Origin of the sequence: Kaistia soli DSM 19436, from assembly GCF_900129325.1 — a bacterium.
Lineage (GTDB): Bacteria > Pseudomonadota > Alphaproteobacteria > Rhizobiales > Kaistiaceae > Kaistia > Kaistia soli.
Genome location: NZ_FQUP01000011.1, coordinates 12,140 through 32,370 on the forward strand (window position 1 = coordinate 12,140; position 20,231 = coordinate 32,370).

Annotated in this window: 12 protein-coding genes; 10 read left to right on the forward strand and 2 right to left on the reverse strand. The window is 64.2% G+C overall.

Annotated elements, in window-relative coordinates; all coding sequences use genetic code 11:
* Positions 1–916: 916 nt before the first annotated feature.
* Positions 917–2,488: a winged helix-turn-helix domain-containing protein gene (locus tag BUB39_RS24130; protein ID WP_175561946.1), complete on the reverse strand. Its 1,572-nt coding sequence runs from the start codon at positions 2,486–2,488 to the stop codon at positions 917–919.
* Between the two features lie 414 nt (positions 2,489–2,902).
* Here BUB39_RS24130 and BUB39_RS25590 point away from each other — a divergent pair, with 414 nt between their 5' ends.
* From BUB39_RS25590 to BUB39_RS24145, 3 genes are all read left to right on the forward strand, one after another.
* Positions 2,903–7,141: an autotransporter domain-containing protein gene (locus BUB39_RS25590; protein WP_073058621.1), complete on the forward strand. Its 4,239-nt coding sequence runs from the start codon at positions 2,903–2,905 to the stop codon at positions 7,139–7,141.
* 49 nt (positions 7,142–7,190) lie between these two features.
* Entirely contained in the window at positions 7,191–8,615 is a 1,425-nt protein-coding gene (locus BUB39_RS24140) for an APC family permease (RefSeq protein ID WP_073058622.1), read from the forward strand.
* Between the two features lie 299 nt (positions 8,616–8,914).
* Entirely contained in the window at positions 8,915–10,450 is a 1,536-nt protein-coding gene (locus BUB39_RS24145; protein WP_210187130.1) for a serine hydrolase, read from the forward strand.
* A gap of 86 nt (positions 10,451–10,536) precedes the next feature.
* Here BUB39_RS24145 and BUB39_RS24150 read toward each other — a convergent pair whose 3' ends face one another.
* Positions 10,537–10,716, reverse strand: a complete 180-nt coding sequence (locus BUB39_RS24150; protein ID WP_073058623.1) for a hypothetical protein — start codon at positions 10,714–10,716, stop codon at positions 10,537–10,539.
* Between the two features lie 285 nt (positions 10,717–11,001).
* Between BUB39_RS24150 and BUB39_RS24155 the strand changes: the two genes are divergently transcribed.
* From BUB39_RS24155 to BUB39_RS24185, 7 genes are all read left to right on the forward strand, one after another.
* Complete coding sequence (locus BUB39_RS24155; RefSeq protein ID WP_084527950.1) at positions 11,002–11,766, forward strand: CDP-alcohol phosphatidyltransferase family protein; 765 nt, start codon at positions 11,002–11,004, stop codon at positions 11,764–11,766.
* Positions 11,763–13,376, forward strand: coding sequence for a sulfatase-like hydrolase/transferase (locus BUB39_RS24160; RefSeq protein ID WP_073058624.1), 1,614 nt, complete (start codon positions 11,763–11,765; stop codon positions 13,374–13,376). The genes BUB39_RS24155 and BUB39_RS24160 overlap by 4 nt, the downstream gene beginning before the upstream one ends.
* Before the next feature lie 451 nt (positions 13,377–13,827).
* Positions 13,828–14,874, forward strand: a complete 1,047-nt coding sequence (locus BUB39_RS24165; protein WP_073058625.1) for a substrate-binding domain-containing protein — start codon at positions 13,828–13,830, stop codon at positions 14,872–14,874.
* A 66-nt stretch (positions 14,875–14,940) separates the two neighbouring features.
* A complete protein-coding gene (locus tag BUB39_RS24170; RefSeq protein WP_073058626.1) occupies positions 14,941–17,478 on the forward strand; it encodes an ATP-binding cassette domain-containing protein in 2,538 nt (845 codons plus the stop codon).
* A 9-nt stretch (positions 17,479–17,487) separates the two neighbouring features.
* Entirely contained in the window at positions 17,488–18,471 is a 984-nt protein-coding gene (locus tag BUB39_RS24175; protein WP_084527952.1) for an ABC transporter permease, read from the forward strand.
* 11 nt (positions 18,472–18,482) lie between these two features.
* Positions 18,483–19,202, forward strand: coding sequence for an amidohydrolase family protein (locus tag BUB39_RS24180; RefSeq protein WP_073058628.1), 720 nt, complete (start codon positions 18,483–18,485; stop codon positions 19,200–19,202).
* 43 nt (positions 19,203–19,245) lie between these two features.
* Complete coding sequence (locus BUB39_RS24185) at positions 19,246–20,220, forward strand: sugar-binding transcriptional regulator (RefSeq protein WP_073058629.1); 975 nt, start codon at positions 19,246–19,248, stop codon at positions 20,218–20,220.
* Positions 20,221–20,231: the final 11 nt, after the last annotated feature.

Genomic DNA, 20,231 nt, shown 5'->3' on the forward strand with positions numbered 1-20,231 from the left:
CTGTTTACGGAGAACCGCAATCATTCATATGGAACTCACGCAGCAGAAACCAGTTTCGGACAGCAAGACCCAGAACAGCACCACGCAACGACATAGCCTCCATAAAAGAACACCTTGAGCCGCTCAGACGGCGTTTCGGAATTCCCTTGTCAACACGACCTCGTTGGGGTGTCCGTCGCGGCTGTGGATGCGCGCTGCCACGTATGTGCAATCTCCGCAGCATGATGTCGAACCCCGAGGCGGTCCGGACCTTTGCGGGAGCCCTGCTTTATTCGACCGGCAACCTTGAGCCTCAGCCTGGCATTCCCTGACGACCTCGCGCCGTTCGTCCGCAACACACCGGACTGCCGCGACTTCGCCCGCGCACGCTGGGGCATGCCGTCCAGGTCCCCCGCTTCTCGGTGGAGGCGCGTAAGGCCAACATGGCGCTGGTCAACGTGATCAAGATCGTCGCCACTCGCAACGGCGCGACGCGGGCGCAGATCGCGCTCGCCTGGCTCTTCGCGCAGAAACCCTGGCCCGCGCTCATTCCCGGGACCAGGAAGCTCTCCCCGTCGAGGAGAATTTCGGCGGCACGGGCGTTGAGCTTTCCCATGCCGATCTTGCCGAGATCGGGGCCGGGTTGGCCAAGATCGAGGTGCAGGGCGAGCGGCTGCCGGAGACGGTGCTGAAATGACGGGGCACTGATGCCGTTTGGAAGTATTTCGGGTGGCTATGGCATGTAGTCATGCAGCAGTCTGGCGCGCCAATCCGGCTTCTCCCGGAGAAGTCCGGTCTAGTCTGGCTCATCCCGACATATACCGGAACGTCGACAGACGCTGATGGGGTATGCAGCGGCATTCATAGGACGTGCTCGTCCCAGCCGACGGCGATTTGCCCCGCTCGGACGCGCATGGAGAACAGGGAGATCGCTTGCTCAGTTCGCGGCGATCAGGCCCGTTCCCGTTCGAATGAACGGCGCAACGACGTCTTTGCCGAAGAGCTCCGTAAAGTGAGCGATCATCCCTCGCATGATGTTGGCGCGTGCCTGCACGGAGACAAGGTGACGCGCCGAGGTCATATAGGTGTAGGCGATCGCGTGGTGCGCGCCTTCGGAACCAGCGGCTAGCAGCACCTTTTTGATTGCCTGTGGCAGCTTCTGGCCCGGTGGTGTGACCAGCACGGCACAGAGCACGATGAGATCGGGCGTGTTGTGCGGACTGTCGAAGGAGAAGACAGCCGTCGCGGCTTTCAACCTCTCGCGGTCGTCCGCCGCAAGGAGCGCGATGCATTTCAGGACACGCATATGGAGCTCGAACTCGGAAGCCGGATCTGCCATTTCGATGCCGCGGTCGAAGAAGGCCAGCGCGGCATCGAAGTCACCGCGTGCCTGGCGCAATTGGCCCAACACCGGCAACGCGGCGGGCGAATCCGCCATGCGGGCGAAGGCCCGCTCCGCGAGATCCTCGGCCAGCTCAAGATGGCCGCGATCAACGAAATAGAGCAGCTTGGCAGCGGCCAGCATCAAGAGCGGATTGGTCTCGACGAGGGGCAGGCAATCCAGAACGACGGCTTCGATTTCGCTCTCGATCTCGTCGCGCTCATCGCGGCCGATGCCGGTGAAGGGATTGGAGAGGACAAGGCGCGCAAACAGATGCAGGCACCACTGTAGGGCGATGTCCGCGCTGGCCGGATTCTGCGCCCGCGCCTCTCGGAGTTGCCGGCCCTTTTCCAGCCATCGCGGATTGGACGCCGACAACAGCGTTGACGCCCGGCGCATGCGGATTTCGAGCGGCTGGTCGACGGGCCCGCCAAGCCCCGCAGAAGCCTCACCGAGATTGTGTTGCAATGCCTCGACAATATCGATCGAGGCGCGTTCGACCTCCGGCATGAGCGCGGCCGCGGTGTCACGGTCGAACTGGAGCGGGAAAGCACGAATAATGCGCCGTGACTGCCACTCTCTCAGGGTGGCGGTGCAATCCAGCCGCGCCCCGTTGTCCTTGAAGCTCACCTTCAGGACATAACGCACGCCTTGTGCAGCTACACCCTCTTCACGCCCCATGACGATCACTGTCTCGCCTGCACCGAGCCGGTTCGCGATCCGATCGCGGATCTCCTTGGTGACGGCGTCAGCAAATTCGGCAAGGCGCCCGTCCTGTGGCGGAACGACAGCGACGATTGCCAGCAGTCTGCTGACTGGGGCGGGATCGTGCCTCGGTACAGCGGCCGGCCGCCCGTTGGCGATCCAGACATAGCCCTCGCCATATTGCGTGGCGATGAAACGGGGCGACCTTGCGCTATCCCCGAGCTTGGTCCGTAGGCGGTTGACGAGAAAATCGACGTTGCGGTCGGACGCATCCGTCTGGGTCAGCGCGATCGCATCCAGCAATTGACTGCGCTGCATCAGGCGGTGCGGGTTGCGCGATAACGCGAGAAGAAGGGCGCGCTCGCTACGCGTAAACCTGATCTGCTCCCCCGCCCGATGGGCGAACAGGCAGGTATCGTCCAAGACAACGTCATCCAATTCCAAGCCACCGGCCTGCGGCATCCCACGTCCCATCCGAATTCCTCCCACTGCCGGTCGACGTGGCAGCCACAATCCGAAACATAAGCTCCCAGAATGTCCCAAGCTCGAGATTGGGTCGAGGGGACAGCGCACTTCGTCGGGGCACTTAGTTGCGCCGCTGGCGCGCTACCCGAGCCCGCCGACCGAACGGAAGTCGATACCACCGGGTGCATCGTCGGCATCACGAGGACAGGTCAGATCAGGATCTGGACCTCCGAGGGGATGGCGTTTTCAAATATCAGACAAACAATCGCCTGCTATAGGGCCGGTCTTAACCAAGAAAGGCCGCACCGACGAAGTGTTCGGCCGTCCAGTCCTTCCCCTCTGCACCCAGCCTGCCTGCGATCGGAGCCCATCATGCCGCATTCCAAAACCCACCCGATCCAGCATCGCACGGGCTTCATGATGCTGGATGCCCCGAGCAAAAGTCTGCAACAGGACGGATGGTTGATACGCTGTCGACGCAGCCTGTTGACGGCTGCCGCGATCCTGTCGGCGGCCGCAGCGGGCATGCTGGTCTCCGGTCCGGCGCTCGCCGACAACTGGAATGTTTCCGATTCGAATAGCCTCTACCGCGCCGTGTCCAATGCCAGGAACGGCGACACGATCACTTTCACGTCGAACATCACGCTGACGTCGAATCTCACTTATTTGTCGAAGAACGTCACCATCAATGGCGGCAACTACACGCTGTCGGGGGGCGGTCAGTATCGCGGCTTCTCGGTCGAGCCGAACCCGAACATCCAGCCGGGTCCAATCTCGGTTGCCATCAACAATCTGACCATCGCCGACACAAAGGCAGTCGGCGGCAAAGGCGGCGACTCCTACGCCGGAAACTCCAATGGCGGGCTCGGCGGCGGCGGCGGCGGTGGCGGGGCGGCTCTTGGTGGTGGCCTCTATGTCGGTCCGGGCGCCAATGTCATAGTGTCGAACGTCGCTTTCGCCAGCAACCATGCTACCGGCGGCGAGGGAGGCAGCATTTATAGTGCGCTTGGTTCGTATGGCGGCGGCGGCGGTGGAGGCTCGACCGGCGATGGCAGCAATGGCCGGGCCCTGGGCTATGGCGGCCCCGGCGGCTATGGCGGGGGTGGCTACGGCGGCAGCTCCTCCGGGGTCGGCTCTTATACGGCGGAGGCCGGTTCGACCGGAGGCGGCGGTGGCGGCGGTGGTATCAACAATTTCAGCGGCGGTGCCGGTGGATTTGGGGGTGGCGGGGGTGCCGCTGGCGCTCAGGCCTGTTGCGACGGCCAGGGAGGCTTCGGCGGAGGCACCGCCCGAAGCCGGGCAGGCGGCGGTGGCGCGGGTCTCGGAGGTGCGGTCTATGTTGATCCGAAAGGCAGCCTTACGCTGGCCGGAACGCTCAACGTTGCAGGCAACTCCGTCGCCGGCGGTGCGGGCGGTCGCTACACAAACGGCGTGCAGGCAGGCTCGGGCCAGGGTTATGGCAGCGGCATCTTCTATTCGGGCTCGGGCTTTCTGACATTAGCGCCTGGCCTCGGCCAGATCCAGCGCGTCAGCGATGTAATCGCAACGCAGGATGGCATTACCGGGGGGCGCGGCGATGGCTTCTACATCGTCAAGAATGGCTCAGGGACCACGGTCCTGACCGGAGCCAATGCCTATGCCGGCCTGATCATCGTCAACGCTGGCACGCTGCAGGGCAACACGACAAGTCTCGTCAGCGATATCCGCAACGATGCCTCGCTGGTGTTCGACCAGGCGACCGACAGCAGCTTTAGTCACCAGATTACGGGCAATGGAGCCCTGAGCAAGACCGGGGCCGGCGCACTCACGTTGACGGGGTATAATTATTACCTTGGTGCAACCGAGGTCAATCAGGGCGCGCTCCTGATCGGCGCGTCGAAGGCTCTTTCCCAATATACAGCCGTCACGCTGAATGGCGGCCTGCTCGGCGTCGAGAGCGGTACGGCGAGCATCGGCAATGCGATCACGATGGGCTCTGCTGCGGGCAGCGGGCTCTATGCCGGCACCGGCGGGCAACTGATCGTGAACGGCGTGGTGAGTGGCAGCCCGCTGGTGAAATCAGGCGCCGGCGAAGTGACACTCGGCGGTTCGAACACATTCACGGGCGCGACGGTGACCGGCGGTGTTCTCAGGTTCACGACTGACGACAATCTCGGCACAGCGCTCGGGCAGATCACCGTCTCCGGCGGCGGCAGCGTCGGGACGACCGACGTCGTCCCGGCCGACTTCACCATCAGCCGGCCGCTGAACGTGGATGGCAGCGGTGGAGTCAACGTCGCCCTGCATCCGGTCATCTGGTCGGGGCCGATCTCGGGTGCCGGAACCTTCGTCAAGAGCGGTCCGGGCGAGCTCTGGCTGGCCGGCACCAACACCTATTCGCGTGGTACGGACATCGTCGGCGGAACGATACGGGTCGAAGCCGACGCGGCGCTCGGAGCCTCGGGTACGAATATCAACCTCTCGGGCGGCGCGCTGCGCGCATCGCAGAGCTTCAAGACCCAACGCGGGGTCTCGCTCGGCAAGTTCAACGGCACGTTCAATGTCGACCCTGGTCAGCGGCTTGAGCTCGCCGGTCCGGTCAGCGGCGCCGGCCTTGCCAAAGTCGGGCCTGGAACCCTCGCGCTGACCAGCGACGTCAACAGCTACAATGGGCCAAATTATGTGAATGGTGGCGTGCTCGAGGGGAGCAGCAGCTCGATCCGCGGCAACATCATCTTCGATACAAACGTAGACAACACGGTCGCGCGATCCGTGCGCTTCCAGCAGTCGTGGGACGGATACTATGTCAATGCCATCTCCGGCCTTGGCGCCGTCATCAAGGCCGGCGGTGGGCGGCTGACACTGACCGGTACCAACACCTATACGGGCGGCACCACGGTCGAGGGCGGCACCCTCCAGGGCAATACCAACAGCCTGCAGGGCGATATCCTCAACCAGGCGTCGGTGGTGTTCGCGCAGGGCTTCGATGGCACCTATGCCGGCAACTTGACCGGCCCGGGCACGCTCACCAAGAACGATGGCGGCCGGCTCAGCCTGACGGGCAATGATTCCGCCGGCGGGACGGCGATCAATGGCGGCACCCTCGCCGTCAATGGCAAGCTGACCAGCGATGTCGTCGTCAACACCAACGGCATCCTGGCCGGTGCCGGCAATGTCGTCGGCAATATTGATCTCAAGGGAGGGACGATCGCGCCGGGCAACTCGATTGGAACTGTGCATGTCAGCGGCGATCTCGAGATGGAGCCGCAGTCCGACTATCACGTCGAGATCAACGGCACGTCGAGCGACCGGATCGAGGTCGGCGGCAAGGCGACGATACTCTCCTCGCGCTTCGAGATCGAGCGTTACAACACGGCAGATTCGCCCGTCGTGCCCGGCACGACCTATACGATCCTGACCACGGGCGGTGGCTTGACCGTGCAGTCGCCGGAGGTGGCCGTTGCAGACTTCCCGTTCATCAGCTTCACGCTGAGCGAGGACGGCACCAACGGCTATCTCTCGACCGCCCGCAGCGCTGAGCGCTTTTCGGATCTTGCGACGACACCGAACGAGATCGCTGTAGCGAACGCGCTCGATGCGGACGCGTGGAGCCCTGCCTGGCAACAGGTCGTCGGCGCCGGCGAAGCCGATGCCAGCGCGGCCTTTACCAGCCTTGCCAATGCCTCGTTCCATGCCACGGCCCTCGGCGTCCTCTCCGAGCAGTCGCACTTCCTGCGCGATGCGGTGAATGACCGGCTGCGCGGCGCGATCGGTGGCGAAGCGACCCCGGCTGTGGCCGGCGTCACCAAGGTTCCGACCGGAACGGCCTATGCGATGTGGGGTCGGGCCCTCGGCAGCTGGGGCTCTGCAGATGGCAACGGCAACGCGGCCGATGTCAGCTCCTCGATCGGCGGCCTGATCTCCGGCGTCGACGTCACGGTCGACGACACCTGGCGCCTTGGCCTTGCCGGCGGCTACAGCCAGAGCTGGTTTTCCTCGCCCGATATCGCTGCGTCCGGGTCCAGCGACAGCTATCACGTCGCGCTCTATGGCGGCTGGCAGGGCCAGTCCGGCTTGGCGCTTCGCGGTGGCGCCGCCTATTCCTGGAACGACGTCGAGACGGCGCGACAGCTCGCGGTGGTCGGTCTCTCCAGCGCTGCCGAGGGCAGCTACAACGCGCCGACGGCGCAGGTCTTCGCCGAAGGCGCGTACAGGTTCGCCTATGGCAAGGCGGCGTTCGAGCCCTTCGCCAATCTCGCTTACGTGCATATAGACGGCGATGTGAGCGAGAGCGGCACGGCGGCGATGACCGGTTCGACGACGTTCGACACGACCTATACGACGCTCGGCCTGCGCGCATCGGGTCAGCTGGCAACAGGCGTCACGGCGCGCGGCACGCTCGGCTGGCGGCATGCGTTCGGCGATGTCACTCCGGACACGACGCTCGGCTTCGATCCGGCCTCCGCCGTCGCGCTTTCGGGCACGCCGATCGCCGAAAATGCGCTCGTGACCGAACTCGGCCTCGACTTCGCGGTCGGCAAGAGCGCCACCCTCGGCGTCTCCTACTCCGGCCAGTACGGGTCTGACGCCTACGAGAACTCGGCACAGGCCAATTTCGCCGTGCAGTTCTGATTGCGATGTAGGCCGTCGAGAGAACTGCACAACCTGCAGGGAGAGGTTCATGGCTTCGGCTGCGACGCTCGGATTATCGCTGTTTCGTCGCAAGCCGGTGCGGTCCATGGCAGAGCAGGCCGCCGCCGATGCGGCGCATGGTTCGCTGAGCCGGTCGATCGGCCTGTTCCCGCTTGTGATGCTCGGGATTGGCGCGACGGTCGGCAGCGGCGTCTTCGTCGCCCTGACCGCGGCCGTGCCGGTGTCGGGGCCGGCCGTGATGCTCTCCTTCGTCATCGCGGGCATCACGGCGGGGTTGACCGCGCTCTGCTATGCCGAATTGGCCTCGACCATGCCTGTCTCGGGCTCGGCCTATTCCTATGCCTATGCAACGCTCGGCGAGTTCTGCGCCTTCGTTGTTGGTGCATGCCTTCTGCTTGAATATGCGGTCTCGGCGTCTGCCATCGCTGTCGGCTGGGGGCAGTATCTCAACGAACTGTTCGGCGATGTCACCGGCTGGCAGATGCCTGAGGCCATAAGCCAGCCGCCGGGCGAAGGCGGCGTCGTCAACCTGCCAGCCATGGCGCTGATCGCCATCTGCGCCATGCTGCTGATCCGCGGCGCCAAGGAATCGACGGCAGTCAACGCGGTCCTCGTGGTGGTAAAGCTCGGCGTGCTCGCGCTGTTCGGCATCATCGCGCTGACGGCCTTCAAGAGTGAAAACCTGATCCCGTTCATGCCGCTCGGCTGGGCCGGTGTTGGCTCGGCAGCCTCGATGATCTTCTTCTCCTATATCGGCCTCGATACGGTTTCGACCGCCGGCGATGAAGCAAAGGATCCCGCGCGGACCTTGCCGCTGGCTATCATCATTTCCCTGCTGGTCGTGACGGCCATCTACCTTTTCGTGGCGATCGCGGCGGTCGGCGCCCAGCCGTGGACTGCATTCTCAGGGCAGAACGCGGGCCTCGCCGTGATCCTGCGGAACGTCACGGGCGCCGCGTGGCCGTCCGTGCTGTTTTCGATCGGCGCCATCGTCTCGATCTTCAGCGTGACGCTGGCTGCGATGTACGGCCAAACCCGTATCCTGATCGCCATGAGCCGGGATGGCCTTTTACCCAAAGTCTTCGGCAGGCTCGACCCCGTGACGCAATCCCCGCGGCACAATACCTGGATCGTGGCGGTATTCATCGCTGTCCTGGCCGGCGTGGTGCCGCTGAATGTGCTCGTGAATCTGACGAGCATGGGCACGCTAACGGCCTTTGCCGTCGTGTCGCTCGGCGTCATGATCCTGCGGCGCACGAGACCCGACCTGAAACGTGGCTTCAAGGTTCCGCTGTTCCCCCTCGTTCCGGTCGCCAGCGTGGCCTTCTGCCTCTATCTGATCATCGAGTTGCCCCGGCAGACGCATCTGCTGTTTCTCGTCTGGGTGACCGGCGCGCTGCTGCTTTATTTCGGCTACTCGTTTCGCAACTCGGTCCTGGCGCGAGCGTCGTGACGGCGGCCGGAACGGTGATCGCGAGTGCTCGCCGCATGATGCGCGGGCCTCATCAGGACGATGGCCGGAATGCACTTTCCAACGCCTCGAAATGGCTCCAACCTCAGCGGAATGACGCAACCGACTGGACGCTTCGCGCGACAAGCATCGAGAAGGACCGGACAGTGATGAAAACCCACACAGCGATATCAAATGGATATCTGTCGCGTGACTTTCCGCAGGTGTTGCCGCGACGCGGGCAGCACGACGTCAATGGGGCTCGCGTATCCCTAAGAGCGCGTGTCGCCGGCCGGATGCTGATGGCGGCACGCCTCGGGATCACCGCGCTGCTCGCCCTCCTCGCCGCTCCGGTTCTTGCCGATCCGCTGCCGCCGCAGGTTTCGGGCGTCGCGATCCCGGCTGGCCAGATCGACAAGGCTGTCGCGAGCCTCGATGGCATCGCAAAGGAGATCTTGGAGAAGAGCGGCATTCCGGGTCTGGCCATCGCGGTCGTCCATGGCGGCCGCACCGTTTACGCCAAGGGCTTCGGCGTCCGGAAGGTCGGCGAGCCCGCTCTGGTTGATCCAGACACGGTGTTCCAGGTCGCGTCGCTATCGAAATCGCTCGCCGGCAGCGTGGTGGCCCATCAGGTCGGCGCTGGCGTCATCGCGTGGGATACGCCGGTCGTCGCCCATCTGCCATGGTTCGCGCTGCAGGATCCGTGGGTGACGCAGCATGTCACGATCGCCGACCTCTTCAGCCATCGCTCAGGCCTGCCGGAACATGCCGGCGACAATCTCGAGGACCTCGGCTTCAATCGGCGCGCGGTTCTGGAGCGCCTCCGCCTCATCCCGCTCAGCAGCTTTCGCGATACATACGCCTATACCAACTTCGGATTGACGGCCGCGGCCGAGTCCGTTGCTGTCGCCTCGGGGAAGTCGTGGGAGGATCTAGCCGAGGAATCCCTTTACGAACCGCTCGGCATGGCGTCGACAAGCTCTCGCTTTGCCGACTTTGAGAAGCGGACGGACCGCGCCTTCGGTCATGTGAAAGTCGGCAATGACTACCAACCGAAATACCAACGGCAGCCCGATGCGCAATCGCCCGCCGGCGGCGCCAGTTCCTCGGTGAACGACCTCGCCCGCTGGATGGCGATGATCCTGCAGAACGGCGAATTCGGCGGCAAGCGGATCATTCCCGAGGCCGCGCTGCTACCGGCCATCACTGCCGAGATGATCTCCTCGCCGTCCTATGCCGTCGATGCCCGGCCCGGCTTCTACGGCTATGGGTTCGGCGTCGGGATCACGCCGACGGGCCGGACTTTGATCAGCCATTCGGGCGCGTTCGGGCTCGGTGCAGGCACCTATTATGGCCTGCTTCCGTCGGCCGATGTCGGGATCGTCGTTCTCACCAACGCATCGCCGACTGGCGCGGCGGAGTCGATCGGCGCGGCGTTCATGGATCTCGTCCAGTTCGGAACGGTGACGCAGGACTGGTTCGCCCTGTTCGGCCCGCGACTGAGCGCCAACATGGCGCCGGCTGGTGATCTCGTCGGCAAACCGCAACCCGAACACCCGGCAGCGGCCGCAAGCCTTTCGCGCTATACCGGCGCCTATGCCAATCCTTATTTCGGGGATGCGACGATTAAGGAGGTCGGCGATCATCTCGAACTGTCGATCGGACCTGTCGGCAAGAGCTACCCACTGAGCCATTGGGACGGCGATACGTTCAGCATCCGCCCCTCCAGTGAAAACGAGTCGGACGGCTCGGTTTCATCTGTCACCTTTGGACCAGCCGGCCAAATGAAGATCGGCTACCTCGATCAGAATGGCTTCGGCGCGTTCGTCAGGCGTTGACGAGCAAGCTAGGGAGCGGAAGAGACAGCCGAAACACGGTTGCCGCAACCAACAGACACCTGAACGTCAGCGTCTCGTCGCTCGGACTAGCGCAGCTTGGCGATCCCGATGCTATCAAGTTTGGCGCGGGCCTTGATGGATTCCTCGCTGCGCGTCATCGCTTTTGAAATCGCCTTGAGCGCCATACCCTTGCCAGCGAGCAACCTCAGCTTGTCGAGTTCCTCGGGCGTCCAGGGTTGGCGGTGCCGTTCAAATCGCTCGGTCACGGTGTACTCCTGCTCAGCCTCGAGACTACGGGATGCGCGCCGTTTAGCGCGGGGACGGCTCGAACGCGGCTGGCCGTTCAAATGCGCGCGCATCCCAACTTGTCGCCCGACGTGAGGAGGCGACGCCAGATTGCCGCTAGATAGATGACATTCGGCTCGGTACCGCAAGTCGGAGGTATCGACCTAAGGGGGCCTATCCGCTCCCCAACAATGCGACGGTTTTGTGCGATACGACCGCTGCCGCCTAAGCTTGACATTGCCATTGGCGCGCTAACTCATCGTTCGATGAGCATTGCCACGGTCGCCCTCGACCGGATATCACGGCTGCGCCGCCTCCTCGACACGCCTTCCCCATCGGGGGTGGCGGTGCGATTGTTTGCATGGGCGCTGCCATTGGCGATGCTCACGGGATCAATTGCCGCACGCGTTGTCCCTGCCGGAGCGGTGCTCGCGACTGGTCTGTTTGCTGTGATGGCAGCCATGGCGGTCGCCGGGCTGCGCAATGCCTATGCCCATCCCCGCCTGGGCCTCTGCAACATGGTAACGCTCGGCCGCGCAGCGCTCGCCTCGTCCCTTGTCGCGCCGCTGGCCGCGTCGGAGCCGATCCCGGACGGCTCGGCTTGGCTCGTCGTGACGGTGGCGACGATTGCGCTCGCGCTCGATGGGGTCGATGGATGGCTGGCGCGCAGAGACGGCCTCGCCTCGCCGTTTGGCGCCCGCTTCGACATGGAGGTGGACGCGGCGCTCGGGCTCATTCTCGCCTTGCTGGTTTTTGCTTCTGGCAAGCTCGGCCCCTGGGTTCTGGCGCTTGGGTCGATGCGCTATGCCTATGTCGCGGCCGGACTGGCGATGCCCTGGCTGAATGGCCCTCTTCCCGAAGCCTTTCGCCGCAAGGCGATATGCGTGGCGCAGATTGCGGCGTTGATAGCGCTCAACGCGCCGATCGTCAGTGGAATGCCGGCGACAATTCTCGCGGCGACGGCCACGCTCGCACTTGGCTGGTCCTTCGCGATCGACATCCTTTGGCTCGTCCAGAGACGGCAGCCGTGAAGCCGGCGCACCGGTCCAGTGTCTTTGCCCTTGTTCTCGCGGCGTTGGTTTTCCACCTCGTTCTTGTCGCTCCTAACGCACCGAGCGGCTTCACCCTGGGGACGGCGCTGCGACCGCCGCTCGAATTGCCTGCCATCCTGCTGTTGCTGGCCGCCCTGCCCGATCTCTGGATCGGCACGCGGCTGTTGCGGACGGCGCTGGTGGCAACGCTCGTCCTCGTGATTGTCCTGAAGCTCGCCGATATCGCCACCTTCGCCGCCTTCGCCCACCCCTTCAACCCGGCCGTAGACCTTCATCTCGTCGAGGCCGGTATCCGGCTGGCCATCAGTACGCTGGGCCTGCCGCTGGTGCTTCTGATCCTCGCCTGTGTCCTGCTGACGATGGCGGGCATTGCCGGCGCGCTTTGGTGGGCGAGCAGTCAATGGGCAGGGCTCGCGCCGCGTCGCATCACGCTGGCAGCGGCGAGCGTCGCCGTGCTCGTCGTCGCAGCCGAGGCCGCTAACCGTCTGCCGGTTCATCTGCTGCCGCAGGCCTCGACGACGCGGCTTGCCGTCCAGCATGCAGAAACCTATGCAGAGACGCGAGCCGATCTCGTCCGCTTCAGCACCGCAGCGGCAAGCGACCCCTTCGCCGGAGTCTCCGGCCTCTTCGACCGCCTCGGTGGCCGCGACGTTCTCATCGTCTTCATCGAGAGCTATGGTCGCTCCAGCTTCGACAATTCACTCTATGCCCCGACCCATCGTGCGACGCTGCTGGCGGCCGAGCCGCGCCTCGCCGCCGCGGGCCTCGCGATGAGATCGGGCTGGCTGACCTCGCCCGTCGAAGGCGGGCAAAGCTGGCTGGCGCACAGTACCCTCGAATCCGGACTGACGATTTCCAACCAGACGCGCTATCGCGCGCTGCTCGGGAGCCGCCGCGAGAGCCTCTATCATATCGCCGTCACTTCGGGCTTCCGAACCGCCGCAATCATGCCGGGCATCACCATGGCATGGCCGGAGGGACCGGTTCAGGGCTTCGAGACCATCCTCGCGGCCGCCGATCTCGGCTATCGGGGCCAGCCGTTCAACTTTGTGACGATGCCGGATCAATATACGCTTGCTGCGTTCGACCGGCTGATCCCGCGAGGGCCGCAGCCCGGTCCGCTCTTCGCCCAGATCGTGCTGCTCTCCTCGCATGCGCCATGGGTACCCGTCCCGCAATTAATCCCCTGGAGCGATGTCGGCGACGGAACGGTCTTCGATCGCTGGGCAACCACGGGCGATCCACCGGAGACCGTCTGGCGCGACCATGATCGTGTGCGTGACCAATACCGGCAGGCGATCGACTATTCGCTGCAGGTGATCCTCTCTTACGTCGAACGCCAGTCCGGCCGGGCGCCGCTGATGGTGATCCTCGGCGATCACCAGCCGGCGCCCTTCGTTGCCGGCATCGACAGCCGAGACGTGCCCATTCACCTGATCGGGCCGCCCGATCTTGTGGCGGATTTCAACGACTGGGGCTGGACCGCCGGACTTGTTCCCGCAGGCGATGTCCCCGCCTGGCCGATGAGCGAGTTCCGCGACCGGTTCATTCGCGCCTTGAGCACAGACGCACCCGCCGGCGCAAACTGATCGACGGCATGGCAGTGTTTCCGGCTGATGGCCATCCCATCAGGCATCGATGTAGAGACGATGCTCCGATGCGTTTGCGCAGTGCGCCGCCCACAGTTGATGCGCCCATTACCAGGGAATGCCGGATATCCCGAAAAGATGGCAGCAGGCCGTGCGTTTGTATCCTGAGCAAGGGGCTAGCCGCCGGGTAGGCGCGAAGGAGCGCAGCACGTCGTCGTCATCGCTCGCAGTGCACGGGCGCCCGCATCGCCCATATTCAGCGCTTTTGCTCCGCCTAAATGCCGCCCAGCCCGATCAATTGTGCGTAAGCCGATCAAAAGCGCGGACGATCTTGACGATAGCAAGCTTGACAACGGACAAGCGTCGCGCAATTGCTTTTGATGCAAGCAATTGCTCACACAAGAAGAAGCGCATCAGCGCCGTCTGAATCGATCGATAACGGAGGAACGCCATGAGACTGTTCAAAGGGCTGGCCGCGGTTGCGCTGCTGGCATCGGTTGCGCTTGCGGCCGGCTCGGCCGAGGCCCAAGATCTCGCCGGCAAGAAGATCGGCATCGCCGCGCGCGAGATCACCAACGACTACAATCGCGACATCATCGCCGGCGCAACCGCAGTCCTGAAAGACGCCGGGGCCGAAGTCGTGGTGACGGATGGCGGGACTGATCCGCGCAAGCACAATGAGAACATCGAGAGCCTGATCAATTCGGGCGTCGCCGGCATCATCGTGCAGCTGGGCGATCCGCAGCAGCTGGCGCCCGTCGTTGCCAAGGCGAATGCGGCCGGCATTCCGGTGATCACCACCTCGATCGGCTCAAAGACGGAAGGCGCCATCGCCGATGTCGGCGGCGACGAGGCGTTGATGGCGACGATGCTCGCCCGCTCGCTGCTCTCCAGCATCGACTACAAGGGCAATGTCATCGGCTTCTGGGTGCCTGGCGCACCGCTGCTCGAGACGCGCAAGCGCGTCTTCGAGGCGATCCTCGCCGACTATCCGAACGTCAAGGTGCAGTGGGTTCCGACTGAGCACAGCGCCGCCAAGGTGCAGACCCAGATGGAAGATCTGCTGACCGCCAACCCGGAAAAGGGCAGCATCGCAGGCGTCTGGGGCGCCTATGACCTGCTGGTTTCGGGTGCCGTCGAGGCGGTTCGCCGCTCCGGCCGCGACGAAATCAAGATCGCGTCGATCGATGGCGACCGCATCGGCTTCCAGATGCTGCTCGACGAAGGCAGCCCCTACATCGCCACCGTGGTGCAGGACGTGCCGGCAATCGGCCGTCTCGCCGGCGAGAACATCATTGCAGCCGTTGGCGGCAAGAAGGACTTCCCGAGCGCCATCTTCACCGAGGTCTATGTCGCGACCCATGCCAATGGCGTCGCCGCAGCCGAGAAGCGCTGGGGCCCGACCGTGTGGGACGACACCGGCATCGCCAAGGCTGATGTCGAGGCTCGCTGGCCGCAGGATGGCGCGCTGGTCGTGGTTCGGCCTGTTCTGCCCTAGGCCTATTCTTTGCCGGGGCGGGTCGCCGCCCCGGCAGACCTCCCACAGTCATAGGTTTGTTGCCAGATGACCGTCGCAGCTCTGCAGCCGTCAGCGGCAGCGGATTCGATCGCCGCCATCGAATGCCGCTCCATCCGGAAGGCCTTTCCGGGCGTCGTCGCTCTTGACGATGTCTCGCTTTCGATCCGGCGCGGAGAGATCCATGCCCTGCTCGGACAAAACGGCGCCGGCAAGTCGACCTTGGTCAAGGTGCTGACGGGCGTCTACCAGCCGGACGAGGGCGAGATCCGGATCGCCGGCGAAACGGTTCGGCTGCGCGATGTGCGCGATGCCGAGGCCAAGGGCATCGCAATCGTCCACCAGGACCAGCAACTGATCGCGCAGTTCGACGTCACGTCCAATGCGCTGCTCGGCAACGAGATCGTGCGCCTCGGCGGCCTGCTCGACCGCGACGCCATGAACCGCAAGGTCCTCTCGGCGCTCGACCGCGTTGCTGCCGACTTTTCGCCGACCACGCTCGTCCGCGATCTCTCCGTCGCCCAGCGGGCTCAGGTCGCGATCGCCGCGGCGCTGATGCGCAATCCGACGGCCCTGATCCTTGACGAGCCGACTGCCTCGCTCAGCGACAAGGAAGCCGAGCGGCTGTTCGACATCATCCGCAAGCTTCGCGCCGAAGGCGTAACCATAATCTACATCTCGCACTATCTCGACGAGGTCCTCAATCTCGTCGACCGGATAACGGTCCTCCGCGACGGCAAGCTGGTCGCCACGGCACCGGTTGCAGACATCTCGCGCGGCGAAGTCGTCAAGATGATCGTCGGCCGGGAGATTGCGCAGCTCTATCCGAAGGAGCAGGTGTCCATCGGCGCGCCTCTGCTCGAAGTCCGGGGGCTCTCACAAGGCACCGCGCTTCGCGGAATCGATCTGACGGTGCGTGCCGGTGAAATCCTCGGCATTGCCGGGCTGGTCGGCGCCGGCCGGTCTGAACTGGCGATGACGCTTGTCGGCGCGCTACCGCGCGATGGCGGCACGGTGACGCTCGGCGGGCGCCCATCCAATCCGGCTGATCCTCGGCGCGCGAAACGCGACGGCTTCGCGTTGATCCCGGAGGATCGGCGCCACGAGGGCCTGATCACCGAGCTGACCGTTCGCGACAACCTTACGCTGCCCAACATCGCCCGCTGGTCCAGATTCGGCCTGCTCAACCTTCGCCGCGAGCGCGCTGCAGCGCGCGAACTGGTGACCCGGCTGGATATCCAGCCGCCCTCGATCAAGCCGATCACGCGCAATCTGTCGGGCGGCAACCAGCAGAAGATCGTTGTTGGCCGCTGGCTGACCGGCGATGCCCGCGTGTTCCTGTTCGACGAGCCGACCACCGGCGTCGATGTCGGTTCCAAGATCGAGATCTACCGCCAGATGGTCGAACTGGCGCGCCTCGGCGCAGCCGTCATCTTCATTTCCTCCGATTTCGAGGAAATCGCCGCGATGTGCGACCGCACGATCGTCATGCGGCGCGGGCGCATCGCTCGGGTCATCGACGACCAGGCGGAAGCGACACCCGAGGCCCTGCTCTACTGGGCGTCGGGCAGCGTCGAGGGGGACAAGGCTGACGATGTCCTGAATGCAGCCGACAGCGCAGGCCGCGCTTCGCCACTGGCCGATTTTCTCGCGCGCTGGGGCACGGTCCTAGGCATGCTGCTGACGCTGGCGGTGATCGCCGCGCTGGCGCCGCAGTTCCTCTCGCTTGGAAACATCTTCGACGTGCTGAAGCAGGGCAGCGTGCTCGCCTTCATCGCGCTCGGACTGACTGTCGTCCTGATCGCTGGCGGCTTCGACATGTCGGCCGGCGCCACGAGCCAGTTCGCTGCCAATGTGGCCGCCGGAACCTTGCTGGCCGGGTTTGGCTCGGCGGCGGCGATCGTGATCGGCGGCGTGCTCGGCTTTGCCGTCGGCATCATCAATGCCGCCCTCATCCTGATCTTCCGCATTCCCGCTTTCGTGGCGACACTCGGCATGATGTTCGTCATCATGGGGGCGACACTGCTCTACAATGGCGGCCAGGCGCTGACTTTGTCCAACCTGCCGGCCTTCTTCTTCCTGGGCCAGGGCTATGTCGGCCCGGTGCCTTTCGTCTTCATCCTGCTGGTCGCGATGACATTCGCGCTCCATGTCGTCCTCAAGCGGACGCGGCTCGGGCTCAGGATGTACGCCGTCGGCCAGAATGAGGCGGCGGCGCTGCTGCGCGGCATCGATCGACGCCGCTATGTGCTCGCCTCATGCGCGCTCGGCGGCCTGGTGCTTGGCTTCGCAGGCGTGATCCTTTCCGCCTACAGCTACGGCGCATCGGCGCTTGCCACTGGCGTCGACTTCCTGATCAGCGCGCTCGCCGCAGCCTTTCTCGGCAGCACGATTTCGCGCGCCGGGGAACTGGACGTCATCGGGACCGTCGCTGCCGCGATCTTCCTCGCTTCGCTGTCGAATGGCCTGATCCTGATGGGCGTCTCCAACCAGGCACTGCCTGGCATCCAGGGCATCGTACTTGTTCTTTCCATCTCGCTCGGCCTCATCAGGCGGCGCGCGATCGGGCAGGTCCTCATTTTCTAGGGTGCGACCATGCAATCCGCCGCCACCAGACGCCCAGTTGATACGCTCCTCTTCGAGCAGTTGCGCGCCTATGGACCTGCCTTTGGGATGCTGGCCGTGCTGCTGCTGTTCGCGGTGCTGAAGCCGTCTTTCGCCAGTTTTGCGAATATCGGCAACGTGCTCCACCAGAGCGTCATCCTCATCATCATGGCTTTCGGCCTCAGCGTCGTGATGGCGATGCGTGGCGTCGATCTCTCGATCGCGCAGATCGCCGATGGCGCTGGCCTGCTCGCAGCCGTGCTGATGCTGCATCATCAACCACTCTGGCTGGTGATCACGGCGCCGCTGGCTTTCGGAACGCTGATCGGGCTCATCAACGGTTTCCTCATCGCCTATGTCGGCATCCCTGCCATCATCGGCACGCTCGGGATGATGTTCGTCGTCCGCTCCGGCGAACTCCTGGTGACCAATGGTGCCGAGCCGCAAATCCTGTTCACGCTGCCGCGCGGGCTGACGCGTAACTTCTTCTTCATCGGCCAAGGGTCGATCGGCCCGATCTCGGCGCTCGTCCTGCTCGGCGTAGTTATCTTCGCGGTCATGATGATCGTGACGACAGTAACCACCTTCGCCCGGCGCTCGAGGGCAGTCGGCGGAAATGCACGCGCCGCCTATCTCGCCGGCGTCGACGTACGGGCAGTCTTCGCCGGCGGCTTCGTGCTGGCCGGCCTGCTGTCGAGCATCGCCGGCGTCGCGCTGGTCTCACGCACCAGCATCGCCATGCCGCGCGGCGCCGAACCCTATCTGCTCGACGCCTTCGCGGCGGTCTATCTGGGCACCCTGCTTTCACGCCGCGCCGACATCACCATCTGGGGCACGCTGATCGGCGCGCTGTTCATTACCTTTCTCGGCAACGGGCTGACGCTGCTCGGTCTCGGCGCGCCCTATCGCTATGCCCTGAATGGCGGCTTCATCCTGCTCGCCATGGCGATCGGCGCTCTCAAACGAAAAACCTAGGAGGAAACCCCATGAGCCTCATCATCGACGCCCATAATCATCTCGGCGACCGCCCGGGCGCGCGTCAGACCGGGGCGGAACTCGTGGCCAAGCTCGACGCAACCGGCGTCGACAAGGCGGTCGTGTTCCCCTTCGTCGAAGGCAATTTCACCAACGACTTCGTCAAGGAAGCCTACGACCAGTTTCCGGAGCGGCTGATCCCCTATTGCGCGGTGAATCCGTGGGAGCGCAACGCCGTCGATATCACCCGGCAATGCATCAGCGACTGGGGCTTCAAAGGGCTGAAGCTGCATCCGACGATCAACGGTTTCCACCTTGCCGATCCGGAACTGGTCGATCCGCTGTTCCGCCTTGCCGACGAACTTGGCTTCCCCATCATCGTTCATGGCGCCAGCGATCTCTTCAACAGCCCGCCCGAATTCGCGATCATGGCCAAGCGCTTCCCGACCGTGCCGCTGATGATGGCGCATATGGGTTTCTTCTGGGCTGTCGATCAGGCGATTTCCTTTGCCGCGGAATTCGACAATCTCTACCTCGAGACGTCGCGGGCGCCGATCTTCGAAATCCAGACTGCGGTGAAGCGTCTCGGACCAAACAAGGTCATTTGGGGGACAGACTCGCCCTTCGTCGATTATGAATTCGAGTTCAAGAAGATGGAGCGCTCGACCTCGGATCCGGAAGGCTATCAGTCGATCGTCGGCGGGAACATCGCCCGCCTTCTGAAGCTCTAGCAAATCGGATGCGGACGTCTAGCATGACGGGAAAAGGCATACAGTGGCCAGCGTAGCGGAGCGGCCCGACGCCGCGGGCGAGAAGCGTCTCGATCTCGCAGCCCGAGCCGCCTGGCTGTACTATTTCAAAGGCCGGACTCAGGAGCAGATCGCGACCGAGTTGAACATCTCGCGCCAGATCGTTCAGCGCCTCGTTGCGCTGGCAAACTCGGAACGGCTGATCCGCTTTCAACTCGTGCATCCGCTCGCCGAAGCCATCGAACTGGCAGACCGCCTCAAGGATCGGTTCGGCCTGATCTACTGTGATGTCTGCCTGAACGAGAGCGGCAGCACCGAGGACATTCCTTCCGTAGCCTCGCAAGCGACATTCTATCTCGAGAACGTCATCCTCCAGCAAAAGGCGCCGCTCACGATCGGCATGGGTAGCGGCGGCGCAATGCGCGAGGTCTCACGCCGCCTGCCCCCGATGGACCGGCCGCAACACCGCTGCGTCTCGCTGATGGGAAATCTGACGCGCGACGGCCGCGCCACGCACTATGACGTCGTCACGCGGCTTGCCGAACGGCTGAATGCGCAGTGCTACCCCCTCCCCGTGCCGGTCGTCACCAATACGGTCGAGGAGAGGAAGGTCCTGCAAGCGCAGCCGGGCTACGGCGTGCTGCGCTCGCTTGTCGACGAGGCAACCCTGCTCATCATGGGCATTGGCTACTGGAGCGCTGAGGCCACGCTTTATCACGACGGCTTCATAACGGCCGCAGAGACGGCACAGGCGATGCAGGCAGGCGGCGTCGGCGAACTGCTCGGCTGCGCGATCTCTGCGGATGGCGAGATCGTCGATGCAGCCTACCATGATCGCTTGACGTCATTCGTCCGCACGCAACCCGCGGACCGCCCGACGACGATCGTCGCCTCGGGCGTTCACCGCGCCCCCGCCATCCGGGCCGCCCTCAGGGGACGGCTGGCGAATTCACTGATCACGGACGAAAATACGGCCAAGCTGATCCTGGGCATGGAATGATCACGTATCTT